This is a genomic window from Shewanella pneumatophori, from assembly GCF_023283895.1.
Taxonomy (GTDB): domain Bacteria; phylum Pseudomonadota; class Gammaproteobacteria; order Enterobacterales; family Shewanellaceae; genus Shewanella; species Shewanella pneumatophori.
This window is the reverse complement of record NZ_JAKILB010000001.1, coordinates 527,730-553,606: the sequence shown is the minus strand read 5'-3', so window position 1 is coordinate 553,606 and position 25,877 is coordinate 527,730. Positions and strand designations below refer to the sequence as shown.

The following is a 25,877-nucleotide window of genomic DNA, read 5'->3' as shown; positions in this document are numbered from 1 at the left end:
TTTTTAGACTAAAAAAGCGCCAATTGAAAAGCGCGTTTTATTTGTGGTAGCTAATGCTATCACAAGTTAATCCGTTTGCGATCTCTGTCATTGTGATCAGGCCACTAATTTAATATGTTTCAACTTGATGACGATTATGCTTAAGTCTTGCGTTCTAGTGCTTGTTTTTAGTGGATTGCATCAGTACCATAGCCAGTCCTGAACCCTTGGGGAATACACATGATATACGGAAGCATCGTTGCCTTAATCACGCCAATGAATAGTGATGGCACAGTAGATTATAAGAGTCTTGAAAGTTTAGTTGAGTACCATATCGCCCAAGGTACTGACGCCATAGTTGCCGTTGGCACAACTGGTGAGTCAGCAACACTCCCCCCAAAAGAACACATTGCGGTCGTTGAGCACACGGTTAAATTTGCCGCTGGCCGTATTCCAGTTATTGGTGGCAATGGCGCAAATGCCACAGCTGAAGCGATTGAATTAACTAAAGCGCTTTCAAAAACGGGTGTAGCGGCAATGCTTGGCGTAACGCCTTACTACAATAAGCCAACTCCTAAAGGCTTAATTGCTCATTACACAGCCGTTGCGCAAAGCACAGACATTGCACAAATTTTATATAACGTACCAGGACGCACAGCGGTTGATATGTTACCTGAAACCGTTGCTCAGCTGGTGGGTGTTGGTAACATCATCGGCGTTAAAGAAGCGACTGGTGATTTGTCACGCGTTAAAGAGCTACGTCGTCTTTGCGGCGATGACTTTATGCTTTATAGCGGTGATGATGCTACAGCCAGAGAGTTTTTAACTTTAGGTGGCAATGGCGTTATTTCTGTTGCCAACAACATAGTTCCAGCGCAATTTAAAGCGATGTGTGCTGCAGCATTAGCCGGTAATTTACCTGCTGCGTTAGAAGCTGAAGAATCGATTAAAGATTTATTTTCAGTACTATTTTGCGAAGCGAATCCAATACCTGTAAAGTGGGCTGCTCACCGCATGGGACTCATCAGTCAAAATGAAATTCGTTTACCTTTGACTGAACTTTCTAGTCAGTTTCATGGTCTGTTGCTAGAAGCGATGAAAAATGCCCGAATAGAGGTTCAATAATAAATGCTAAAGCAAATATCTCCTTTAATTTTAGTTGTTGCTGTATCTGCTTGCAGTACGCCAACTGAAAGAAAGTTAGCAAACGATATAGATCAAAACTATCAAGACTTAACTGTAGCGCCGAAATTGATTATCCCTGAAGGCTTGAATCAACCTACCTACAGTAAGGAATATGATATTCCTGAAGTTGGCGCTAAAGTTGATCAAAACTTAGTGGGTAACAGACTCGACATTCGTCCACCATTACAGGTTTTACCTATGGCGGAAGGGACGCGAGTTGAAGAGGGCAGTGAGAATATTAAAGTTGTGGTTGAGTCAATTGACAACGATATCTCACTAAAGCAAGAATTATTCGACGTGTTAAAAGAGTACTTTGCTAAGAAATCAATCCCACTACGCAGTGAAGATTTTGATAAAGGTACACTTGAAACAGATTGGATTGAAAGCGACGAAGTTATCGAGTCTAGTCTTTGGGGCAGTGATAAAGTTTACAAGTTAAAGCAACGTTACTTGTACACCGTAGATGTGCGTCCACATGGTCGTAGTGGTAACTTAACTATCGATTTAATCGAACATGAAGAAAGCTACGATGGCGACCTTCAAGAAGTACTGTTAAGTGGTGAAGATAAGCGTCGTTACACTATCGATAGACTTAATGATTCTATCAGTTATATCAGTATTGAACGTGCCAAAGCACTTAAGGCTAAGCGTTTGAAAGAAAGCTTAGGTATTGATGTTAACCTAGTGAATGAAGCTGAAGAGCAGGCATACTGGTTAGCTGACGCTAAGTTTAAGCGTACTTGGGATCGTTTACGTATTGTTCTTCCAGAAATGGGCTTTGAAATCGTTGATATGGACAGCAATAAAGGTTTGCTTTACATCAATGTGACAGATGACTCTGGTTTCTGGAGCTCATTGTGGAGCGAAAAAGAACTGCCAATTGAAGCGGGATCTTATCGCATTGAACTTAAAGATGGTGCAAACGATAAAACAGAAATCCATTTGTTAAACGCTGAAAATCAACCACTTTCTAATGAGGTTGTTACCGCGGTTTATGAAGGTTTCTCTGAACTAATGCAAGAAGACCGCAAGGTTCGTTAAGTGAGTTTGTTTTATTAGCCAGTTAAATGAGCTCGTGAGTGTTAGCACCTAGCTATAACAACGAGCGCAAACGCTAAAAAGCACTTATCTATGTAAGTAATATCTAAAAGGAGCCTAATGGCTCCTTTTTTATGCTTAAAAATCAAGCTCTCTGATGGTTAGGCCAGTCTTGATACAAAATGTCACTAAATCTATAACAGCCGACATTTGTTAGCCTAAGTTGAAATACTTGCTTTGGAACCTATCGATAAGTGATTCTTTGTGGGTAGTAAGCGGCTGTTTCAATTTGATTTTAATTGTTTTGTGTCGTTAGGGACAGTCTTAGCCGTGTATGACTTATCCTGTTAAATATGGCGTTGTTACCTATGGAAGGGTGTGACTGAATTGTGTCATTTGTAAGAAAAAGTAAAACGTATTGAAGCAAAGTTATGTCTAGGTAAACTAACGACAATTGAAAGTAGTTTATGAAGGCATCATGAAAAAAATAATAATAATTGTCTTAATCCTCTTAGTTGCCGCGGGATATTTCTATAACCAGCAAGCGCCGGTCACACAAGCCAAGAACTCACGGCCTACACCTAACGTTGTGGTCACTAAAGCATCGATGGAACCGATACGTGATGAAGTTGAAGCGCTTGGCACGAGTAAAGCGAATGAGTCTATTACTGTCACCGCCAAAGTGACTGAGGTTGTGACTAAGGTAAACTTTAACGACGGCGATTTGGTTGATAAGGGCCGCTTGCTGGTGCAACTTCAAGATAGTGAGCAACGTGCTCGAGTTACGGTAGCAAAAGTTAAAGTTAAAGATCATCAACGTGAGCTAGAGCGGATCAGAACACTGGTCACTAGCCAAACAATCGCGGAGCTTGAGCGCGACCGTCTACAAACATTGATTGATACGGCAAAAGCCGAGTTAGCGCAGGCTGAATCTGCATTACGTGATCGCCGAATCACTGCTCCCTTTAGTGGCGCACTAGGGCTAAGACAGGTGAGCACCGGTGCGCTGGTATCACCGGGCAACGCAATTACTACACTCGATGATATATCGGTTATCAAGTTAGACTTTTCTGTACCAGAGCGTTTCTTACAGTCGCTTGCATTAGGCAAAAAAGTTGAGGCGACAGCAGTTGCCTTTGATGGTGAAGTATTTGAAGGAAAAGTGGTGTCTATTGACAGCCGCATTAATCCAAAAACTCGTGCAGTTATTGTGAGAGCTGAAATACCTAATCCAAAACAGCGTTTACTACCTGGTATGTTAATGAAAGTAAAATTGATTAAAACCAGTCGCGATGCACTCATTCTTCCTGAATCAGCCATAATCCCCATTCAAGACAGACATTATGTGTATTGGGTTAATGATGAAGGTGTTATTGAGCAAAAGCAGGTAGAACTAGGCCTTCGTAAGCGTGGTTGGGTAGAGATCATTGATGGTGTCGCGCTTGACGAGCAAATTGTTATTCGTGGGCTGTTGAAGGTGAGACCTGGCGATAAAGTTAAAGTGACTTTTAGTGAGCGCTTTAGTTTTCTTAAGCAGGCTAGCGTGGAGCCTGTAGTATGATTTTAACTGATCTCTCGGTTAAGCGACCGGTATTCGCTTCAGTTATTAGTATCTTATTAATTGTCTTTGGCTTAGTTGCATTTGAGAAGTTGCCATTAAGAGAATACCCCAATATTGATCCGCCCGTAGTATCGATTCAAACCAATTACCGCGGCGCGAGTGCTGCCGTGGTTGAAAGCCGAATTACCCAATTAGTTGAAGATAGAATTAGTGGTGTAGAAGGTATTAAGCATATCAGCTCATCTAGCAGTGATGGCCGCTCTAATGTGACATTAGAATTTGATGTAGGCCGCGATATTGAAGCTGCTGCAAATGATGTACGTGATCGCGTTTCAGGTCTATTGAACAACCTGCCAGAGGAAGCTGATCCACCAGAGGTGCAAAAAGCCAATGGTGGAGATGAAGTGATTATGTGGCTGAACTTGGTGTCTGATCAGATGACAACTTTGCAGCTAACCGATTACGCGAGACGTTATTTAATCGACCGATTCTCGGTCATCGATGGCGTTGCCAATATGCGTCTTGGCGGCGGTAAAGTGTACGCTATGCGGGTATGGATCGACAGACAAGCACTTGCCGCTCGTAACTTGACCGTTGCCGATATTGAGTCGGCGCTACGTTCAGAAAACGTTGAATTACCGGCTGGTAGTGTTGAATCAAAAGAGCGTCATTTTACCGTACGTTTAGAGCGTAGTTTTAAAACCTCTGATGACTTTGCCAATTTGGTATTAGCTGAGGGAGACGATGGTTATCTGATAAAACTAGGCGATGTGGCTAAAGTTGAAATTGGATCAGAAGAGGAGCGAATTACCTTTAGAGGTAACCGAGAGTCGATGATTGGCTTGGGTGTATCTAAGCAATCTACCGCTAACACGTTAGATGTTGCCCGTGCTGCCAATAAGTTAGTTGATCAGATTAATCCAACGCTTCCGGCAGGCATGGAGATTAAACGCTCTTATGACAGTTCAGTGTTTATTGAAGCGTCGGTTAAAGAGGTTTATCAAACGCTATTTATTGCTATGTTTTTGGTTATTGTAGTGATTTACCTGTTTTTAGGCAGCGTGCGTGCCATGCTTATTCCGGCGTTAACCGTTCCAGTGTCTTTAATGGCGACTTTTATCGTATTGTTTGCCCTTGGTTATACCATTAACTTGCTCACGCTACTGGCGATGATTTTAGCGATTGGTATGGTGGTAGATGATGCTATTGTTGTACTTGAAAACATTCATAGACGTATAGAAGAGGGCGACTCTCCACTAAAGGCGGCTTATTTAGGGTCACGTGAAGTAGCTTTTGCAGTTGTTGCCACGACTTTAGTATTGGTTGCTGTGTTTATGCCAATCACTTTTTTAGAGGGCGATTTAGGTAAATTATTTAAAGAGTTTGCCGTTGCGATGAGCGCGGCAGTTATTTTCTCTAGCATAGTGGCATTAACATTAAGTCCAATGATGTGTTCGAAAGTGCTGAAGCCTTCGTCGCAAGATCCTTGGTTGGTGCGTAAAATTGATGCGGGGATGGATAAACTATCAGATGTCTATCGCAGCACATTAAAAAAGGCGATGCGCCATCCATATTTGGTTTCATCACTTATTTTAATTGCCTTGGTAAGTAGTGCGTTTTTAGCCAAAGAGGTACCACAAGAATTTGCTCCGCGAGAAGATCGTGGTTCTATGTTCTTGATTGTGAATGGTCCACAAGGTGCCAGTTTTGAATACATCGAATCTTACATGGATGAGATTGAAAACCGCTTAATGCCATTAGTCGAAGCGGGTGAAATCAAACGTTTGCTTATTCGTGCGCCCCGTGGGTTTGGTCGTAGTGCCAACTTTTCAAATGGTATGGCAATTATTGTATTAGAAGATTGGGCGGTTAGACGCAGTGCATTTGAAATTATTGGTGATATTCGCGGCAGGTTGTCGGATCTAGCTGGTGTTCGGGCGTTCCCGGTTATGCGCCAAGCCTTTGGCCGCGGAGTCGGTAAACCCGTGCAGTTTGTACTGGGGGGGCCAAGCTATGAAGAGCTCGCTAGGTGGCGTGACATCATTATCGAAAAAGCTAAAGAAAATCCGAATCTGGTTGGTTTAGATCATGATTATAATGAGACTAAACCGCAGTTAAGAGTGGTTATCGATAAAGATAGAGCATCGGATCTTGGGGTGTCGATTTCCCATATTGGCCGAACTCTAGAGTCGATGTTAGGCTCGCGTTTAGTCACAACCTTTATGCGTGACGGTGAAGAGTATGATGTGATTATTGAAGGTAATCGCGATAATCAAAACACCGCCAGTGATTTAGAAAATATATATGTGCGCTCTGATAGAAGCAAAGAGCTGATCCCGTTATCGAATCTAGTCCATGTGGAAGAGTTTGCTGATGCTAGCCAACTTAACCGCTACAACCGGATGCGGGCCATTACTATTGAAGCTAACTTAGCCGATGGTTATAGCTTAGGTGAGGCGCTTGATTATTTGAATGATCTCACTCATGAATACCTACCTGCAGAAGCAATTGTGAGCTACAAAGGCCAATCATTGGATTACCAAGATTCTGGTAACTCTATGTACTTTGTATTTATTCTCGCTCTCGGCATCGTATTCTTAGTATTAGCGGCGCAGTTTGAAAGTTATATTCATCCAATGGTGATCATGCTGACGGTACCTTTAGCCACTTTAGGCGCGCTTATTGGCTTATGGGCAACAGGGCAAACCCTTAATATCTATAGTCAAATTGGTATTATCATGCTGGTGGGCTTAGCGGCTAAAAACGGTATTCTTATTGTTGAGTTTGCTAATCAGTTGCGAGATAAAGGGTTAGCATTCCAAGATGCGATTATCCAAGCCGCCAGTCAACGCTTAAGACCTATCTTGATGACGGGGATCACGACTGCAGCAGGTGCAATACCCTTAGTATTAGCTGAAGGGGCCGGCGCTGAAACTCGTTTTGTTATTGGTGTGGTTGTATTATCGGGGATCACTTTAGCAACTTTCTTTACTTTGTTTGTTATTCCAGTTGCGTATTCATTGATGGCAAAAAATTCAGGTTCGCCAGAAATGATTGCGAAACAGCTTGAAAAAGAGCTAGCTGAATAGTGATTTAATCTTTGCTGATTAATAGCTAATTGAGACTAATAAAAAAGGCGCCTAAGGCGCCTTTTTTGTGGTTATGTACTGAGTGAATAATGCTTAGCTTAAACGAGTTCCATATTCTGGACCGGTTCAAATCTTTAACAGATTAATTTGCTCTACAGGCGACTATTTATCTTTATGGTTAAGCTCAGCTGTTTTAGTTTCAGTTTGCTTACTTTGCTCATCAACTTTATCTGTGGTCTTGATCTGTTTATCGTGATCTTTACCAAAATGAGTCATTTTATGTTTAGCACTGTACTTTAGCACCGCAAGATTACTAGCGATCACACCAAGTACAAACAAGATAAGCAGTGCAACTTCAAGATCTGACATAACCTTTATCGCCCCTTTATTTACTCAACTGCCAATCGTGCTTCACAGATGCGAATATCTTCTGGAGTATCCACTTCTGGAAAATCAAAAGCACTAATAGCGACTTTAATTTTATAACCGTATTCAAGAGCGCGAAGTTGTTCTAGCTTTTCTAGCTCTTCTAAACGGCCTAAAGGTAACTTAGCGAACGTTTGAATGAATTTACGTGTATAAGCGTAGATCCCAATGTGTTTGTAAACTGGATATTCGCTAGTGTCGCGGCCAAAAGGAATGCGAGCACGTGAAAAGTACAATGCATTGTGATTATTATCGAACACCATTTTTACATGATTAGGATCGTTTAGCTGAACTTCATCTTTGATCTCAACTCCTAAGGTTGCCATATCAAATTCGCCAGGATGACGCTCGCATAGGCCTACAAGTTGCTCAATAACAATCGGGTCGATTAGTGGTTGGTCGCCTTGCAAGTTAATCACTAAATCGTCATCAGCTAAGCCTAGGATAGTAATTGCTTCATCGATACGATCGGTACCTGATGCAGCATTTTCACCTGTCATAACAACTTTACCGCCAAAGCCTTCTACTACATCTTTAATGCGCACATCATCAGTTGCTACATAGATGTCTTTGATGCCTTTTGCTAACGCTGCACGTTCATACACATGTTGGATCATAGGCTTGCCATTAATAGGAGCCAGTGGTTTACCAGGGAAACGGCTAGAGCCATAACGAGCAGGGATTAACAAGGTTACATTCATTCAATTTACCTATTTTAATATTACGTAGGCTTCGTCATTGAAGCCTACCAATGCTTAGTAAGCGTTTAAATACGGCGAAACAACCCAGTGTGCATTTCGTCGGTGATTTTTTCTTGCAAGACTGAGCCGTAAACATTATTCCATAAAGGGCCCATGTTTTAGTGCCCGCTACTATTTTAGTGATAGTTTCATCAGTCAGATCTTGGCAAACCTTCTTAGCCTGCACAGTATCACGAGTTGCCATCATTTTACGAAAATCAGCTACGCCTTCAGGAAAGTTTTACTAAGGCGTTAAATGCTAGCTGTTGCCGATCCCGTGATAATAACCTGATACGTAGCCGAGTTCATAAGGTACAGCGTGCCAGGCGCCAATTTGGCTGTGGGTTGTGCTAATATCGGGCATAAGATGCTTCCATTAGTTTATCATCTTTTTCGCTACGCACATCTATAAATACTTCACAGTAAAGCGGCATTGATTTTTCAGCAAATGCGTTGGCAAACTTATAGATATCAATGCCAGTGAATTATTCAGTACAGTTGATATAGCATTCATTTTTGAGGTATTCAGAGATTGTAACGGATATGCTCAAAGTTATAACTGAAGGTAAAGCCGCTTCCATTACAACTGCCACTTCTGGTGCTGTTTCAGGCCAAATAATTCAAAAATAGGTTTGGCCATTAAAACAAAAAAGCCAATTCAGCAAGAACACTGAATTAGCTTTTAAATAGGCTAATAAGGAGTAGGCCTATTAGCGACTGATTTGAGTTATGCCAAAGGATTTAGCGTATTACTCTTTGTCAGTATCGTTATTAACGGTGACATCTAAATCTGAAAGTAAACCGTTTTCTACGCTGTAGATCCAACCGTGCACGGCTAACTCTTGGCCTCTATCCCATGCGTCTTGAACGATGCTCGAACTCGTTACGTTAGCCACTTGTTCCATCACGTTTAATTCGCAAAGACGGTCAAAGCGTTCATCTTCGTCCATACTGTCAAGATCTGCTCTATGGATCCGATAAATATCGCGGATATGACCTAACCAATTGTCAATTAGACCTAATCTGTCAGTGCCCATTGAAGCTTTAATTCCGCCGCAGCCATAATGACCTACAACCATAATGTGCTTCACTTTCAAAACTTCTACTGCATATTGCAATACAGATAAGCAATTAAGATCAGTGTGAATAACCATATTGGCAATGTTTCTGTGTACAAAAACTTCGCCTGGCATAAGATCGATAATTTGATTTGACGGAACGCGACTATCAGAACAGCCAATCCAAAGATATTCAGGGCTTTGCTGTTTTGCGAGTTCTTCGAAAAATTTAGGATCTTCTTCTAAAATTCTACCAGCCCAGCGGCGGTTATTATCAAAAAGTGGTTTTAATAGTTTCATTCTGCTCTTATCTATTCGGTCAGTTAAGAAAAACTTTTAGCAAGCGCAGTCTAACACTTTTGCTTTAGCTTGCTGGTCTACTCAGTAATATAGACAAGTTGTCTTAAATGTTTGTTAATTCTGTTGCAAATAGGTTGTTTTTCATCTGATTGATATCTAAATAGTAACCTAAGTCTAGTTAAACTACGGCATTGCTACGTAGCGGCGCTATGTCATACAGTTAGTGTTTCAACCTAATATTTCAACTTATTTATTTAACTTAGTTATTCAATTTCGTTATTTAATTTAGTTATTCAGATTTGCAACCACATAGTGTGTCAGCGGGGAATGAGTCTGAATGAGCCATTGCCTTGTTTTTAGATTAACTAATATTGTTTGCTAAAAATTGAGCTAGCTGATTGTTTACAAATTCCGCTTGCTCCAAAGTCGAGATATGACCGCATTCAGGAATATGCACATATTGACTACCGCTAATAGCATCGTGCATTAAATAGCCTTCAAGCACACTACGCGCTTTATCTTCAACACCAGTCATGATTAAACAAGGTAGGGTAAATTGTTCTACATCGTCCATTGTATCTCGTCGACCAAAAATCATTCTACCCATCTGGTAGATTGAATCTATTTTGTCGGTGCTGGTTTGTTGTAGTTGCTGCTCAAAGCCGGCAACCAACTCTGCATTGGGCTGGTTTGCAAAGAACAACGGCGATATCGCTTGAATAATCTTGTCTGAAATAGTTTGTTCTGCCTTAATGACATCAAGCATGGCGTAATACTTATCACGTGTAATTTCAGGCTCATAGCCAATAAAACTACCTAACATCGCTAGGCTTTTTACTCGAGAAGGGGCTTTAAGAGTAAGCTCTGCGCCCCACATTGCGCCAACAGAAAGACCAATAATAGAAAACTCGTCAACCTTAAGGTTATCCATCAGCGTCAGCATATTTGCTGCAACATCTCTCAAATTACGGCAGTTAGCAGGCACGTTCCCTGACAAACCATGCCCCCAAAGTTCTGGAACAATACAACGGTAGTTTTGACTTAAGAGGGCGATTTGGGGGGCCCACATTTTACAATCCCATAAGTAACTATGGCCCATGAGTAACACTGGACCTTGTCCGATATCAAGGTAACTTAGCGTACTGCCATCGATTTCAATTTGGTGTCTGTGTTGGCTAAAAGATTGGCTAGTGGTGCTCATGTGTAGTGTTTCTCTAAATATAAATACGATTAATGTGTAAATTAATAATTTTTAGGTGTTTAACTTGCTGGCGATGGTGCGACTCGGTAGACATACTCAGCGATAAGCGCATCAAGTTGCGGCACTATATACTCTTTCAAATTCACGCTAGAGGATGCTAATACGGTTTTTAATGCAGTTGAGTCAAAGCCTTGGGTGTATTTATCTGCAACGGGATAATAACTCAGATGCCAAGCTTCTGGGCTGACGCCGCTCAAACCAGCTTGAAAAGGGAAATAAAAACCAAACTGTTGCGCGTGTTTATCTAGCCATTGGCTGAGCTTATAACAAGGTCCATCTTGCTGATACTCTGCTGAAATCAACTGTAAATCTTGCTTGGTTATCATATTGCCATCAAAAATATCGATATCAGTGCCCCAGTGATGACGAGACATACCGGGAATGGCTGACCAAATTAGGATATGTTCGATCAATTCGTTTGGGGTTAACAGAGTGATATCAACGGCTATAGAGTCTCGGTTTAGCACTGGACGCTTTCCGTCGACTTTATTATTCCAAATCAATTGTTGTCTATTGAAGTCACGAAACGCCGAGCAGATCTGTAAATCTATTTTGTCAGCTTTAGCAGCCTGTTGCATAAGTAAAAATGCTGCCGCTGTTTGGCGCTCTAAACGATGGCCTAAACAATCAACAAAATGTTGACTATCTAAGCCATATAAAACACTTTGATTTATTTGCAAAGTAAGTGTTCCAAAATCGCTTCGTAGCAGTCGGTAAGCAATTCAAGGTCGGCAACTTTAACGCACTCGTTCACTTTATGAATCGTTGCATTAACAGGACCTAGCTCAATGACCTGAGCGCCAGTTGGTGCAATAAAGCGTCCATCAGAAGTGCCGCCCGATGTTTGTGGATCAGTATCTAAACCTGTCACTTGCTTAATGGCTGCTTTGGTTGCTTCTAATAACGGGCCATCGCCGGTTAAGAAAGGCAAGCCATTAAATACCCAGTCAATTTCATAATCTAAGCCGTGAGCATCAAGAATGTTTAGCACCCGCTTAATTAAAATTTCTGCTGTCACCTCAGTTGAATATCTGAAGTTAAACATTACTTCTAGCGCGCCGGGGATCACATTCGAAGCACCGGTACCGCCGTTGATGTTAGCTATTTGGAAACTGGTTGGTGGGAAAAACTCATTACCATTATCCCACTTCATCTTGGCTAGTTCATCCAGTGCCGGTGCGGCTCGATGAATTGGGTTATCTGCAAGGTGAGGGTAGGCAACATGGCCTTGGATCCCTTTAACGGTTAGATTACCCGTTAAGCTTCCTCGACGGCCATTCTTAACAATGTCACCCAGTTTATGAGTCGAAGAGGGTTCACCGACCAGTGACCAAGTTATCTTTTCATTACGCGCTTCTAAGGTATCAATTACCCGAGTGGTACCATTAATGAAAGGACCTTCTTCATCACTTGTAATTAAAAATGCTATCGAGCCTTGATGCGCGGGGTGTTTAGCGACAAAGCGTTCAGTGGCCACCAGCATTGCAGCTAATGAACCTTTCATATCGGCAGCGCCTCGTCCGTGCAGATACCCATCGATAACCACAGGATCAAATGGTGGTGTATGCCAACGATTAAGATCGCCTACTGGCACGACATCGGTATGCCCAGCAAAACAAAATAGCGGTGCGTCGGTGCCTTTGCGTGCCCACATGTTAGTGGTGTCTTCAAACACCATTGACTCGATAGTAAACCCTGCTTTTGCTAGGCGCTCGGCCATTAACGTTTGGCACCCTTCATCTAAAGGGGTAACTGATTGCCTAGAGATAAGCTCTTTAGCTAATGCGAGTACTGCAGAATCTTCTACACCGCTCATAGGTTAAACCACTTACGGTAATCAGCTTCTTTAAAGCCAACTTGTACTTGATCGTTAGTAACCAAAACAGGGCGCTTGATTAACGTTGGGTATAAAGCCATAAGTGCGATGGCTTTTTTCTCGTTTAGATCGCTTTTTTCGGTTTCAGTTAAGTTTCTAAAGCTGGTACTGCGCTTGTTAAAAAGGCTTTCCCAACCAACAGCTTCAACCCATTGCTCAATTTGCTCTGCTGCGAGTCCGTCTTCACGAAAGTCATGAAAAGTGACCTCTAATTGATTTGCTTCTAGCCACTTACGCGCTTTACGCACTGTATCGCAATTCTTAATTCCGAAAAGTATCAAAAGGGTACTCCGATCTATTTTTATAAGTTGCAGGCATTGTGGCATTGCTTGTGATTCTGCTCAAGGGTGAATTGCTGCTAAATAGCAATCTTGAACGTTATTCAAGGCTTTTTAAGTTGGGCCCATTTAAATGTTGATTTTTGTTTGCGGGAATGAAAAAGAGCCTAATGACTAAATAGGCTCTTTTAATAAAACTTTAGCTTGAGGTTTAAAGTTTTACTGCAAAAATAACGTCTTTGCCAGCTTCAAGCTGGCCCTGCTTTTTGTCAATCTCTTGAATATCTTCCATGTTGGCGATTAACACAGGCGTTAACAAGCTGTCGGTATGTTGTTTTAAATAGCCTAGGTCAAACTCAAGAACTGGATCGCCCATTTTCACTTCTTGGCCTTCTTCTGCAAGACGTTTAAAACCGTTGCCTCTTAGCTCTACTGTGCCGATGCCGAAGTGAACGAAGATCTCTAAGCCTTCGTTTGATTCAATACTGAATGCATGGTTAGTTTCGAAAATTTTACCAATTCGGCCGTCAATTGGTGCTTTGATTAGCTGACCTTTAGGTTCTATTGCTAAACCGTCTCCGACTATTTTTTCTGAAAAGACCGGATCGGGGACTTTTTCTATTGCGACTACTTTACCCGAAACCGGTGCGTATACGTTTATCACACCTGATATTTCGGTTTGTCCTGAGATCAGGCGTCTTATACGGCTCAAAAATCCCATTAATTGCCCCTTTGGCGTTTTGTTGTTCTATATGAAAGTGGCGCTGATTAAATCTGTTATATCGTTAAGCGACATTGTTGACCTATAACTTTAATCTATGCCGTTAATGTAACGCGCTAATTCATCAATTCTTGTCAATTTTAATGCGTGTTTCGCTTGGGATAAACAAGTTTGATAATTAATATTACGTAATGCAGATTTAACCTCTAATAAAGCACTTAGGTTGACACTTAGCTCATCAATGCCCATGCCGACCAACAAAGGAGCAACCTTGGGATCACTTGCTAGCTCTCCGCATAAGGATACTCTGATATTTCTTTGGTGAGCGACATCAATTGTTTGTTGGATCAGCGTTAAAACGGCAGGGCTGAGTGATGGATATTGCCGTGTCAGCATTGGGTTAGTTCTGTCTGCCGCCATAGTATATTGGGTTAAATCATTGGTTCCAATACTTATAAAATCCAGTAAAGGTAACATAGCTTTTAGGTTGAGCACTGCCGCTGGGGTTTCAACTACTATGCCATAACTGAGTTCACCAAAGCCTTTTTCTTCTTCAACCAGTTGCGCTTTACATTGCTCAATATACTCAAATAAAGCATCTAGCTCTTCGATCTGATTTATCATCGGAAACATCAGCCTAATCGGTCCATGATTGGCAGCGCGAAGAATAGCTTTGATTTGTGTTTTAAACAGTTCAGGGTGGCTTAAACTGTAACGGATCCCGCGTAAACCCAATGCAGGATTATCTTCATCTATTGTGGCTAAACAAGGTAACTCTTTGTCTGCGCCTACATCTAAGGTACGTATGGTGAAGGTGTTACCCGCCATTAAATGTAATGCATCGCAGTAAAATTGATATTGGGTCTTTTCATCTGGCAATGTGTTGGTATTCATCAACATAAATTCAGTTCTAAAAAGGCCTATTCCTTCAGCGCCTACATCGGCTAAGTGGCTGATATCATTAAGGCTGCCAACGTTGGCCAACAGACCTACTTTTTTGCCGTCAAGGGTTTCGGCTGGTAAGTCTTTCAACATCAGCAACTGTTGTTTACGCGATTCATCTTGCTGCTTAAGGGCTAACAATTGTTTAATTGTTGCAGAGTTAGGCGCGATGACTACTTCACCATCAACGCCGTTAAGCACAACATCGGTACCATTGGCGATATTGGCCTGTTCATATTGGCAACTCAAAAGAGCAGGGAGCCCGGCTCCACGGGCTAGAATTGCTGTATGACTGGTTACGCCTCCGGTATGCAATACTAAACCTGATATGTGCTCTAAAGGCAGCATTGCAAATTCTGCAGGGGTTAAATCTGCGGCAAAAATAATTGTATCTTGGTCAAGCTGACTTAAATTGAAATGCTGAGCGCCATTAAGACGAGCGATAAGACGTCTACTCAGACAAAGCACATCTTCGGCTCGATTGGCGAGGTAAGGATCGTCTAGCGCTGCAAGTTCATCGGCTTGGTGGCCAAAAATACGTTCAATAGCTACGGCTGCGCTTACTTGCAACTTACCAATAGTCGAATCAATCTCTGCGACTAAATCTTCATCATCTAAAATCAGCAGATCTGCTTCTATTAATGCTGCATGGGCTGAATCAGCTTCGAGCTTAAGTAAGCTCTGTTGTAGATATTGTTTTTGGGTATCAAATGCATGATGTAAGCGCTGGGATTCTTGCGCAATTTGGCTAGTCGGAATAAGACGGTAATCAATTTTTTCATGATGAAAATTTAAGTGTAGCGCCTTACCAAAAGCGATACCCGATGAAACTACGATTCCAGTAACCGACATAACTCGCCCTTTTAACTAAGTGTAATGAGTAACTCAGAGACTTCTTGCACAGCTTGTTGCGCTTGCTCTCCATCAGCGATGACTTTTACTGAGACACCTTGATATAAGCCTAAGGTTTGCAACTTAAACAAACTTTTTGCACTGGCTTGTTTGCCATCGCACTCTACAAAAATATCACAGGCAAACGATTTTGCTTTTTTTACCACAAGGGCTGCAGGGCGAGTGTGGATCCCGTGTTCTGCTGTAATGGTGACGACTTTCTCATACATTATGCGTAGACTCTAAGGTTTATGAAGCAAACTAGTACAATATTCATTGTGGTACAGCGACCGTATTGATGACTAATTTATGGATATTGTCACTAATAATCAATGATTTGGTAATTTTTCTTTTTTAGTGCTTTGGTTGTTGCTACCAAGGTATTGGATTTGACTAAAATATAGTCAGTGTCGAAGGTGGAAATAGCGAAAATACTGATGTCTACATCGGCGAGCGTGCCCGAAACGTTTGCCAATATACCTGTCATTGAAAAGCCTAGGGGGCCTAACACTTCTAAGCAGCGCCAGTCATCTTCTTGCTCTAGGCTATCAAGCTTAAGAGTTGATGGCACAACTACTGAGACTTCATCTTTGGTTTTACCGATAAAATACATTGGCTGCTGAAATACGTCCGCAGGAATAACCGTATCTGGTGAGAAACTATGAATGGTATAAAGCGCTGGATGAATTGCTAAGGTCATGCGAGCCATAGGTATTATTCACTCTTTCAAGATCCCTTGAGTGTTTCAGCTTATCATAATTTACATAAAGCGCGAGGAGTAAAAACTCCTCGCGTGGTGAGGGGGATAAAAAGCTTCTGGTTAAGTCTATTTTGTCAATCAATGTTCAATTTTGTCGGTTAGTTCTAACGATATTCGTTGTTTTGGGGGACTAGTCGACTTTAAATTGTCCCAGAGTTTGTGCGCTGTCTTGACTGATTTTTTGTAGAGAAACCGCAGCGTTATGATTACTTTCATTAGCCTTGACCGACACTTCTGTCAATTCAGTAATTTTACACACGTTACGATTAATCTCTTCGGTAACAATAGATTGCTCTTCAGTGGCACTGGCTAACTGGGTGTTCATATCACTGATATGAGCAATTAATTGTAAAATATCGCCTAGAGAGTCACTCACCTCTGTTGCTTGTGATTGTACTTCTTGGGATTGACTTTGATTTTGCTCGTTACTAGTAACGACTTGATTCACTCCAGACTGGATATCTTTAATGATATTTTGGATTTCATTGGTGGAGTCTTGAGTGCGATTAGCAAGGGCGCGAACTTCATCGGCCACCACGGCAAAACCTCTACCATGAGCACCGGCACGCGCTGCTTCAATCGCGGCGTTAAGCGCTAACAAGTTGGTTTGTTCGGCAATACCGCGAATAACATCTAAGATACTACCAATTTGCGATGATGATTTGCCTAATGCATGGGTAACTTGCTGGGCATTTTTAAGTTCGGTAGCCAGTAGTTCGGTATTACCTAGGGTAGCATTCATCATTTTCATGCTTTGCTCTGCTTGGCTTTTAACACTATTCGCGGCATCTGCGGCTTGATTGGTATTGTTGGCCATTTCATGAGTTGTCGAGAGCATTTGATTAATGGCTGTGGCTACACTCGCTGTTTCGCGGTGCAAGTGTTCAACACTGACATTTGATTCTTCTGCAGCATTAAGTAGGCGCAGGGCATCATTATCTAAGCTTTGGCCAATAGGCTTAAGTTCTGCCACCATATCGCGAATTTTAATCACAAACAGATTGAAAGCTTTCGCAAGATCGGCGACTTCATCCTTACCTTTAGTCGGCAGTTTTTGGGTTAGATCACCTTCGCCTTGAGCGATATCACGCATGGCGGCAATCGCTTCTTTTAAAGGCGCTGTAATTGACACGTTTAGCACTAAGAAGAACAAGAAAATCGGGATGGAGATCATTAGCATAATGACTAAATAATCAAATGCCATAGAGTACATCACATCATGGATATCACTCATATAACTACCGGTAACGATAGTCCAGCCCCAAGGTTCGTAGTAACGAGCCTCGACTAATTTGGCTTCTAACTGACCGCTGCTAGGGTTAGGGAAATTAATTTCTGCAGTTGCGATTTGCTGCTGTTTAGCCAGGTTGACTAAGGTATTAAAGTTAACTGGATCTTGGGAGCGAAACACTTGCTCGGCATTTTGGTAAATCACACTTTGATCTGCGCCATGGGCAAGAATGCTCTGCTGCGGGCCTAAAACGATAAAGTAACCATCGTTACCGAAATGAATCGAGTTGAATAGATGTTTGGCTGCCTTTTGAGCGTCAGCAATTGAGGTTTTATTGTCTGTTACTAGTTGCTTATTTGCATCTAAAAGACTAACTGCGGTATTGATTTGTGCATCATTTTGTAGCCATTTTTGGCTAACCAAATTTGTGTATTGTTCATTAATAGAGAAGCTTGCAAAACAAACTGTACCAATTGCAGCTAGCATCAACATTAATATCAACCGCTGTAAAATCGTAAATTGTCTTAGTAAAGCAATCATGTTGTTGTCATTTTGTTTACGAGTACATGCTGTTAACTTACCTTTTTTGCTAGGGCAAATGAATAAGCAAGTTAATGTTTATTTTTAATATGTTAACTGCATCCAAAAACTCAAAAATCTAGACAAACAAAGGCTTAGACTAATATTCTGTAGCTTTCAGATAAGGGTCACTTTTATAAATATTTAGATCTAAAACTCAACACTTTGCAGAATAAAATCCCGAAATATGACTTTATATAAGAATGATGACGGCTTTTACTATGTTTTGTTAAGTTACTGAGGCAATATAATGCCGATTATCAATAAAAGGTTGTTTTTATGCAAAGCACTGTTTCTGTTTCGACTGACGATATCTTATTAAAGTTATGCCATTCTGTTGCTCATGTCTTATCAAGCACGACTCATAGTCAAATTTCTCACGCAGGCATGGTGCAATCGATAACTAAAACTTGTTTGAAACCAGATCTAGGTTGTTTCTCGATTTTTGATGGTGGTTTCTCTGGGCTGGTGGTCATTAATTTTTCGGCGCCTGCAGCATTGGAAATTTACCGCGAGTATATGCTTAATATGGCAATGCCTGAGTCTGAATTAGCTATCTCACATACTTCTGATGATGTCGGCAATGTGATGGGCGAATTGATGAATCAAATTCTTGGTGATTTTATTAATAAGATCAGTAAAGAATTACAAACTAGCATTAGTCAAAGTCAGCCTAAGATGTTGACTATTAATAAAGAGTTAACGATTTCGATTGATACCAATTTAGATGATGGTATTGCACGTCGAGTATCATTTAAAACCCAGAATAACCATGTGTTTTATTTAGAGTTTGCTATGGATAAAACCGAGTTTATTAAGTTGAGCGAATTTGAAGCTGATGATGAGTTTGATTTAGATGAACTCCTTGCTGAGCACGGACAAATTTTGGCATCTGCTGGCACAGAATCAAAAAAGCAAAAGCTCGCAGTCACCGGTTCCAGCACTGCAGATGATTTATTGGATGAGCTAGGCTTATAAATTAATAACCGCAGTTTTAAGTTTAAAACTGCGGTTATGCATGCCTTACTGCGCAGGCTAGTTTTGTTTACGTAAAAACTGAAAAACGTTTGCTTTGCTTTGTTTGGCAATCGATTGCAATAAACTAAAATCAGGATTAACCAACTGGAAATCTTGCTGTAGATCTTCAAGCATGGCCAACCAAAGGTCCGCTGTCATTTCACTATCGGCTAAAGCGCGGTGAAACACACCATCATGTTGAATATTCTTATAACTAATTAAACTACCAAGCTTATGGTTTGGCGCGTCTTGATACAATCTACGCGCAATCAACATAGAACAGGCAAAACTACCTGAATAATGACGGTTAATTTGGCGTAACTCGGCATCTAAAAAACGTTGGTCAAAAGAAGCATTATGAGCCACTAAATTGTAGTCGCCAATAAAGTCGGCAAAATCTGCCATAACGGTTTCACAAGATGGCGCGTCACTTAACATCAAATTGCTAATGCCAGTATAGTTTTCAATAAAACCACTAATTCGAAACCCTGGATTCATGAGCTGTTGGAATCTGTCGATTACCTTGCCGTCTTTTAACATGACCGCACCGATCTCAATGGCACGATCGCCTTGGGTTGGTGATAAACCTGTGGTTTCGAAATCGAGAACCACAACAGTATCTGCAGGCTTCTTGTGTTGATAGTTAAGTGTCAATTTTTTGCTTCAGTGGTAAATTCTAACGGCTATTGTATTGATGATTTAAAGGCAGTCAATCTTGTTTGCTTATCAGTGCTAATGATGGAACGTGCTTGGTTAAATTGAGCGCATAGCTGCAGAGTAAAAGCATCTTTTATGATCTCGGCAACCTTTTTTTTTCGAAAATGCTGTTAGTATCGCCCGCAAATTTTAGTGAGTGATTAACATGCAATTAGATATCAATGGCTTAACGCCAGAGCAGTTTCTAAACGAATACTGGCAAAAGAAACCGTTAGTGATCCGTCAAGGGTTTAAGCAATTTCAAGACCTATTGTCCCCTGACGAGATGGCGGGGCTTGCATGTGAAGAAATGGTCGAGTCACGTCGGGTTTACCAACAAAATGGTGAATGGCAAGCTGAGTTTGGCCCATTTGACTCCTATGAACACCTAGGTGAAAAAGATTGGACTTTAATTGTCCAAGCACTGAATAACTGGGTACCTGAAGCGGAAGAGCTGCTTAAGTGTTTTGATTTTATTCCACGCTGGCGCCTAGATGATGTGATGGTGAGCTACGCCGTACCTGGCGGTGGAGTAGGGCCACATATTGACCTTTATGACGTATTTATTTGTCAAGGCTCAGGTCGCCGCAGGTGGCGTGTGGGTGATAAGGGGCCGCATAAAGAGTTTGCAGCGCACCCAGCCTTACTGCATACCGAAGCGTTTGAGCCAATCATTGATGTAGAACTACTACCTGGTGATATTTTATATCTGCCACCTGGATTCCCGCACGATGGTGTAACTCTTGAGCCGTCAATGAGCTTCTCTGTGGGCTACCGCACTGCATCAACCAAAGATATGGTAAGTGCACTTGCAGATCACTTGATTGATAAAGACTTAGGTGCGAGTCAAATCAACGATCCTGACCGCCCGCTTAGCCAACACTCAGGTTTAGTGGACGCACAGGATTTAGCGCGCTTAAAACAGCAATTGATTGATACGTTAGACGATACATTAGTCAGTGAGTTTAGCGGACGCTACTTAACTCAGTCGAAGTGTGAGCTTGATTTACCGGAGCAGTCATTAGGCTTCCAGATTGATGATATTCATTCTATTATCGCAGACCAACCACTTGTGCGTTTAGGTGGATTACGTTGTTTATATTTTGCTACCAGTATTGAAACTGGCGCAATGTATATTAATGGTGACCAAGTTCATCTTGGTGTCGAGAATGCCGAGTTTATAAAGCTTGTGTGTGATAACCAGCAAATTGGTGCTGAAGATTTAGTTAAGTGGCTTGATAATAACACTGTTATGGCTCAGCTAACTGATTGGGTTAATGCTGGTTACTGGTATTTTGAAGACCTAGATTAATTAAGCGTCAACATAGGCCGATTGAGTCGGTTTAGCCTAAATACAGTAAGCCCAGTTGTTATAATTTATCAATACCAACTGGGCTTTTTAATAGATTTAATTCAGATGTTTAGTTTGTATTATTAGGTAAGAATAACTGTTTAAGATAAGAACAAACTTGTTATAGTTTATTCTTTTAGAAAATTTGAGGTAACCATGTTTGCAGCTATTCACAACGGCGTCATAACGATCCGTGAATTTGAACACAAAGACTTACCTAGCTTTGCTGCCTACAGAGCGTTACCTGAGGTTGCTAAATACCAAAGCTGGAGTAGTTATTCTATTGAACGAGCGGAAAGCTTGTTTAATTCAATGGCAGAACACCAATTTGGAGAACAAGGGCAGTGGTTTCAATTGGCCATTTGCCTTACTGAGACTGACAAGATTATTGGCGATCTGGCGGTTCATTTTATCGATGATGCGCAAATAGAGCTCGGATTTAGTCTAAATCCAGCGTTCCAAGGTCGAGGTTATGCGCTTTTAGCTTTAAATTGCGTTGTTGATTACCTATTTTCGACCTTATCCAAACATCGTATAGTGGCAACTGTTGATTGTGAAAACTCGGCTTCATTTCGCCTATTGGAAAAAGCAAAATTTAGGCGTGAAGCCCACTTTGTCGATAATATCTTTTTTAAAGGCAAGTGGGGCAGTGAATATCAATATGCCTTGCTAAAAACTGAATGGTTAAAAATGCAGTAGTTAACCACACAGTTGTTGCGACCATAATCGCTAAAAACTGTAAAACGTAAACCCCCTTGAGCTTAGCAGTTCTCAACCCAACACTGCTATCTTGTTTTCTATGTCGGTGTTAACTACTGCCAATCAAGTCTAACTGTATGATTTTTTTGATGTTTTCTACATTCAATCTTCATCGCATAAAGCACGCCCAGCTTGATAACAACTCGGTTGCCTTGGGCAGACCGCACCGCGAGCACAAATAAGCCGAGCGTCATTTTCTATGCCGCGTTCAATCCAATTAATATTGAGAATTTTCGCTACGCTCATAAGGTTTTTCTTAACATGCGCAGGCATAGTCACAGAGCCACTATTGGTGGCGCATGATTGTTTTAAATCCGCTGCAATCGCGGCTGCTTCGCCGCCTTGGGCATCAATAGCGGGATTTAAATCAATGCCTGCACAAAGCACGTGATTATTGCCCGCCATATCTTCAACTTTGATTGACTCACAGCAATAGATCCTTGGCTCATCAGCAACATCCAAAATGGATATTTGCGCTGAGGTACCGACTTTTGGCTCATTAATCATTCTAAATACCGCCCAGTGCTGACAGGGATCTTCTACAACGCGCATATTTCCCCAAGGCAGTGGAATACCATTACCACGATAAACGGCTTTTAATTTACCAGGGGCATAGGCATCAAAGTAGTGCCAATGGGGGTAGGGGGAGACAACAGTCATACGCCGCATTGCAACGGAGGCTGAAACACCTATGGTTTTACTAACGTTAATTTCATAACCGTGACGGTCAAGTAATTGCCTATAAGCCACTTTAGGGCATAACAATGCACCGGCAAAAAAGCTCGACTCGAAATCTCGCCATGCATGTAAAATATCTTGCGCATTTAGGGTAGAGGAAGCTGTTGCAGCGTTATCGTCATGGGAGGCTGTATGGCGGCGACCTGCAGTTAATACGCACTTAAGTCCATCTTTGTTGTGTAAAACACAGTGACCAATATGTACCGCTAAATCATACTTTAGCCGAGTGGGGTAGGACTTAAGCATTTTATTTAAATAAATGGTTGATGGTGGCTCAAAAAATGAAGTCACCACATGGGCGGTACTAACGCCCATTTCATCGACCACCTCTTGCGGCGTTCTATCTACCCATTTGAGCTTTAACCCTAGTGATTTTGCAATCTGCTTTAAATCATCTAATGCCAGTGGTAAACGTTTGTGGCCGACTTCTTCTGCGGCGCGCTCTAGATCAGGGAAATGATTTTGATGATGCTCTTGGTGAGCGCGAATCAACAGGTGGGCAAATTCTCTACCGGTAGTGCCTGTTTGAGACAACATTTCTGGAATAGCAATTTGTAAAATATCATTAGAAAACAGAAAGCTTGGTTCTAATGCCATGCCGTTAATACCGCCACGGCGGCCTTTGGCAGGGGTTATTGCATCCTCTTCTGGAACGTCATCTAAAAACCAATCAACTTCTTTTTGAAACACTGCGGCAATTACAGCAAGCATGCCAGCACTGGGTACTCGCTTGCCTCTTTCAATCATCGACAGGTAAGACACTGACGGTGCTGATTCAGGATCGACACGCACACAACGGGCAGATAAATCTTCCATTGTTAGATGATTGCGTTTACGCAAGTTTCTTATCTTGGTACCGAGAAAATGTGACTTTCTGATCAAGCTCTGATTGTTTTTCATCTTGTAAAATTCACAGTGTAAAATTTTTATTGTGAAATTGTAATGAAAATTACACTAGACTACAAATCAAGCAGTCAGGAAATGGAATTAACTTTTGATTGCTGGATGGAAAGTGATGAGTAAACGGAAACGTTAATCCTAATAACAGGATGACAATCTCTGATAAACAACAGTGACAACCTTCTAGGATTTAATCAGTAAGAGGACAGGGCCATGGATATATCAACAATCAATACGACTCAAGTAAACCAGAATAATAATTTTATTGCTGCCGATCTTGTTGATGTGAATGCTGTCAATGTGACTAAGCAAGACGCAACGGCCCCTTGTGCAAAAGAGTTTTTAGACGCTAAATTTCCTTTAGCAAACGGCTCCCATAAAAATGCGTGTAGCTATGTAGTCTACTATCAGCAGCTTTTGGTATTTATGGCAGACGGTTCGCAAACGGGTTTAAAAATGCCTAAACAGTTTGTTGCCCTAAACGGCCATAAAAGTGAGCCTACTGCAATTTTGTTGAAGGATAACGGCGTCCATGTTGAGCTCACTTTTGATCGCACTAAAGACAATCGCGACCAAGAATTAGCTAACATTAACGATATTCGACTAGAAGGTCATGAATACTGGATAAGCTTGATAGACATCGAAAGAACCGTGGTTGCATCGTCAATGCAGGAGCAAGTGTTTACCGCAAAGGATGGCAGTGACTACCTGCTTAAGCGATAGTTTCACCTTAAATTATTCGCTAGAACCTTGTTACATTAAGCTGGGTTTAAATGGATTAAAAATAGTAAAAGCGTCGCAAGTAATCTTGTGGCGCTTTTTAATTTGCAGCGATTATATAAACAAGGATACTTCAATATGCTTGTAGGGGGAATTTCTCGTTAACTGCCACGGTAAAGTTAGCTTATTCTTCACCTAGCCGCAGAAGCTAACTATTGCTTCTTAGGTAACATTCAATCTAATCCAGTAAAAAAGAGTTGTAAGCCATTAGGGCTGCTGCTAAAGCGCAACTATTGGTTGCTTGCAAAACACAAGATTAACTGGGCGTAAGTAAGCGTTATTTACTTTTAATAAAGACTTTAATCAGAACTGGGTAATTTAATGATATTTATCGCCAGTTTGCTCCGGTGTAGCTTGCGTATTTGCCGCTTTGCTCCTATGATCGCAGCGTTTTCTAATTAGGGTAACTTTTTAATGTTAAAATCTTCGCTATCTCCTAGCTCTAACGAACTAGTGATCAGTATTCTTGATCTTGTTTTATCAGAGGGTAAGCCGTTAGATCGTGCTTATTCACAACACTTTTCGGGACTAAAACTAGAGCCGAAAGAACAAGGTCGCATCACATTCGTAGTAGGTGATATTTTACGAAGATTGAACCTTTATTGTTTCCTGTCTGATGTTAAGCCAGAAGAAATGGCCCGTTTAGGCACGCGTTTGCTGAACGTTTGGCATCTTTTTAACAATTTACCGCTACCGAAAATGCAGTATGCGCTGCAAATCGACCCACAAGAATTAGCTAGCCGCATTGAAGCTGCGAAAGCGCAACCTGTACTTTGGGATGGTTGTCCTGATTGGCTGAATGAAATGGGTCAAGCGCAAATGGGCGATAAGTGGCCAGCAGAGCGTGCTGCACTAAATAAGCCAGCAAAACGCTTTTTACGTACCAATATTTTAAAGTGTACCCGTGAAGAGTTAGCAACGGCACTTCGCAAAGAAGGTGTTGAAACTGTTACGGTACCGGGTGTTGATACAGCGCTTGAAGTGGTTTCAGATTCTGCGCTATTTAGAACTGAAACCTTTAAAAAAGGTTGGTTTGAGCAGCAAGATGCTGGCTCTCAGTTAGTGGCATTAGCACTTGATGCCAAGCCTGGTATGCGCGTTGTTGATGCGTGTGCTGGCGCAGGAGGTAAAACCTTATCTATTTCAGCGCAAATGCAAGGTAAAGGTCGCTTACTTGCGATGGATGTTGAGCAATGGAAACTTGATAACCTCAAGCAACGTGCTCGCCGTGCCGGTGCACATAATGTTGAAACACGCATTATTGCCAGCAGCAAAACCATTAAGCGCTTAAAGTTAACTTGTGATCGTGTGCTATTAGACGTGCCGTGTTCAGGTTTGGGTGTACTTAAACGTAACCCAGATGCCAAGTGGCGCGATACGCCAGAGCGTTTACCTGTGTTAGTTGAGCTGCAAAAGCAGATCTTACAAAGCTACAGCCGTATGGTAAAAGTGGGCGGCATGTTAGTTTATGCAACATGTTCAATTATGCCAGAAGAAAACCGCGATCAAGTTGATGCGTTTTTAGCTGAAAATAAACATTTTAGATTTATTGAAGATGAAACGATTAGCCCAGCAGACACAGGCTTTGACGGTTTTTATCTAGCTAAACTTGAGCGAATTGCTGAAGCATAACGTAGGCAGTTTTAATTCAATAGAAAGAGCACCTAAGGTGCTCTTTTCTTATGTGTTTAGTTAATCAACTTAGATTGAAGCAATTTCCG

Annotated in this window: 23 protein-coding genes; 9 read left to right on the top strand and 14 right to left on the bottom strand. The window is 41.5% G+C overall.

Features of this window, described 5'->3' with window-relative positions; translation table 11 throughout:
• Window positions 1-219: 219 nt before the first annotated feature.
• From dapA to L2740_RS02405, 4 genes are all read left to right on the top strand, one after another.
• The gene (gene dapA / locus L2740_RS02420) at window positions 220-1,104 is read left to right on the top strand and encodes a 4-hydroxy-tetrahydrodipicolinate synthase (protein WP_248948438.1); all 885 of its coding nucleotides are present in this window, start codon (window positions 220-222) and stop codon (window positions 1,102-1,104) included.
• Between the two features lie 3 nt (window positions 1,105-1,107).
• The gene (gene bamC / locus L2740_RS02415; protein WP_248948436.1) at window positions 1,108-2,205 is read left to right on the top strand and encodes an outer membrane protein assembly factor BamC; all 1,098 of its coding nucleotides are present in this window, start codon (window positions 1,108-1,110) and stop codon (window positions 2,203-2,205) included.
• Between the two features lie 475 nt (window positions 2,206-2,680).
• Window positions 2,681-3,763, top strand: a complete 1,083-nt coding sequence (locus L2740_RS02410; protein WP_248948434.1) for an efflux RND transporter periplasmic adaptor subunit — start codon at window positions 2,681-2,683, stop codon at window positions 3,761-3,763.
• Complete coding sequence (locus L2740_RS02405; RefSeq protein ID WP_248948432.1) at window positions 3,760-6,852, top strand: efflux RND transporter permease subunit; 3,093 nt, start codon at window positions 3,760-3,762, stop codon at window positions 6,850-6,852. Before L2740_RS02410 ends, L2740_RS02405 begins: the two co-directional genes overlap by 4 nt.
• Window positions 6,853-7,014: 162 nt before the next feature.
• Here L2740_RS02405 and L2740_RS02400 read toward each other — a convergent pair whose 3' ends face one another.
• The 12 genes from L2740_RS02400 to L2740_RS02345 form a co-directional block, all read right to left on the bottom strand.
• A complete protein-coding gene (locus L2740_RS02400) occupies window positions 7,015-7,221 on the bottom strand; it encodes a DUF2897 family protein (protein WP_248948430.1) in 207 nt (68 codons plus the stop codon).
• Window positions 7,222-7,241: 20 nt separating this feature from the next.
• A complete protein-coding gene (gene kdsB, locus L2740_RS02395) occupies window positions 7,242-7,979 on the bottom strand; it encodes a 3-deoxy-manno-octulosonate cytidylyltransferase (protein ID WP_248948428.1) in 738 nt (245 codons plus the stop codon).
• A 788-nt stretch (window positions 7,980-8,767) separates the two neighbouring features.
• Window positions 8,768-9,376, bottom strand: coding sequence for a carbonate dehydratase (gene can, locus L2740_RS02390; protein ID WP_248948427.1), 609 nt, complete (start codon window positions 9,374-9,376; stop codon window positions 8,768-8,770).
• 361 nt (window positions 9,377-9,737) lie between these two features.
• Window positions 9,738-10,577, bottom strand: a complete 840-nt coding sequence (locus L2740_RS02385) for an alpha/beta fold hydrolase (RefSeq protein WP_248948426.1) — start codon at window positions 10,575-10,577, stop codon at window positions 9,738-9,740.
• Between the two features lie 59 nt (window positions 10,578-10,636).
• A complete protein-coding gene (locus L2740_RS02380) occupies window positions 10,637-11,317 on the bottom strand; it encodes a M15 family metallopeptidase (protein ID WP_248948424.1) in 681 nt (226 codons plus the stop codon).
• The gene (dapE, locus tag L2740_RS02375) at window positions 11,308-12,453 is read right to left on the bottom strand and encodes a succinyl-diaminopimelate desuccinylase (protein ID WP_248948422.1); all 1,146 of its coding nucleotides are present in this window, start codon (window positions 12,451-12,453) and stop codon (window positions 11,308-11,310) included. The genes L2740_RS02380 and dapE overlap by 10 nt, the downstream gene beginning before the upstream one ends.
• On the bottom strand, window positions 12,450-12,794 hold the full coding sequence (locus L2740_RS02370; RefSeq protein WP_476707511.1) for an ArsC family reductase: 345 nt from the start codon (window positions 12,792-12,794) through the stop codon (window positions 12,450-12,452). The genes dapE and L2740_RS02370 overlap by 4 nt, the downstream gene beginning before the upstream one ends.
• A 208-nt stretch (window positions 12,795-13,002) precedes the next feature.
• Window positions 13,003-13,512, bottom strand: a complete 510-nt coding sequence (gene crr / locus L2740_RS02365; RefSeq protein WP_248948419.1) for a PTS glucose transporter subunit IIA — start codon at window positions 13,510-13,512, stop codon at window positions 13,003-13,005.
• Between the two features lie 90 nt (window positions 13,513-13,602).
• On the bottom strand, window positions 13,603-15,306 hold the full coding sequence (gene ptsP / locus L2740_RS02360; RefSeq protein ID WP_248948417.1) for a phosphoenolpyruvate--protein phosphotransferase: 1,704 nt from the start codon (window positions 15,304-15,306) through the stop codon (window positions 13,603-13,605).
• Between the two features lie 11 nt (window positions 15,307-15,317).
• Window positions 15,318-15,575, bottom strand: a complete 258-nt coding sequence (locus L2740_RS02355) for an HPr family phosphocarrier protein (RefSeq protein ID WP_248471748.1) — start codon at window positions 15,573-15,575, stop codon at window positions 15,318-15,320.
• A gap of 92 nt (window positions 15,576-15,667) precedes the next feature.
• Window positions 15,668-16,054, bottom strand: a complete 387-nt coding sequence (locus L2740_RS02350; RefSeq protein WP_248948415.1) for an ACT domain-containing protein — start codon at window positions 16,052-16,054, stop codon at window positions 15,668-15,670.
• A gap of 181 nt (window positions 16,055-16,235) precedes the next feature.
• Complete coding sequence (locus tag L2740_RS02345; protein ID WP_248948414.1) at window positions 16,236-17,876, bottom strand: methyl-accepting chemotaxis protein; 1,641 nt, start codon at window positions 17,874-17,876, stop codon at window positions 16,236-16,238.
• Window positions 17,877-18,194: 318 nt separating this feature from the next.
• Between L2740_RS02345 and L2740_RS02340 the strand changes: the two genes are divergently transcribed.
• Window positions 18,195-18,893 carry a DUF3334 family protein gene (locus L2740_RS02340; RefSeq protein ID WP_248948413.1) on the top strand — a complete coding sequence of 233 codons (699 nt, stop codon included), beginning with the start codon at window positions 18,195-18,197 and terminating at the stop codon, window positions 18,891-18,893.
• Window positions 18,894-18,950: 57 nt separating this feature from the next.
• On the opposite strand, the gene L2740_RS02335 is transcribed toward L2740_RS02340, so the two are convergent.
• Window positions 18,951-19,586, bottom strand: coding sequence for a 3'-5' exonuclease (locus L2740_RS02335; protein WP_248948411.1), 636 nt, complete (start codon window positions 19,584-19,586; stop codon window positions 18,951-18,953).
• Between the two features lie 208 nt (window positions 19,587-19,794).
• Between L2740_RS02335 and L2740_RS02330 the strand changes: the two genes are divergently transcribed.
• Both L2740_RS02330 and L2740_RS02325 read left to right on the top strand, forming a co-directional pair.
• Window positions 19,795-20,940 (top strand): ribosomal protein uL16 3-hydroxylase, encoded by a 1,146-nt coding sequence (locus L2740_RS02330; RefSeq protein WP_248948409.1) that lies wholly within the window; start codon window positions 19,795-19,797, stop codon window positions 20,938-20,940.
• Between the two features lie 195 nt (window positions 20,941-21,135).
• Window positions 21,136-21,678, top strand: coding sequence for a GNAT family N-acetyltransferase (locus tag L2740_RS02325; protein WP_248948407.1), 543 nt, complete (start codon window positions 21,136-21,138; stop codon window positions 21,676-21,678).
• 162 nt (window positions 21,679-21,840) lie between these two features.
• Here L2740_RS02325 and L2740_RS02320 read toward each other — a convergent pair whose 3' ends face one another.
• On the bottom strand, window positions 21,841-23,376 hold the full coding sequence (locus tag L2740_RS02320) for a DUF3612 domain-containing protein (RefSeq protein WP_248948405.1): 1,536 nt from the start codon (window positions 23,374-23,376) through the stop codon (window positions 21,841-21,843).
• 213 nt (window positions 23,377-23,589) lie between these two features.
• On the opposite strand from L2740_RS02320, the gene L2740_RS02315 reads away from it, so the two are divergent.
• A complete protein-coding gene (locus L2740_RS02315; RefSeq protein WP_248948403.1) occupies window positions 23,590-24,099 on the top strand; it encodes an aldolase/citrate lyase/malate synthase family protein in 510 nt (169 codons plus the stop codon).
• 471 nt (window positions 24,100-24,570) lie between these two features.
• Window positions 24,571-25,788, top strand: coding sequence for an RsmB/NOP family class I SAM-dependent RNA methyltransferase (locus L2740_RS02310; protein WP_248948402.1), 1,218 nt, complete (start codon window positions 24,571-24,573; stop codon window positions 25,786-25,788).
• Window positions 25,789-25,877: the final 89 nt, after the last annotated feature.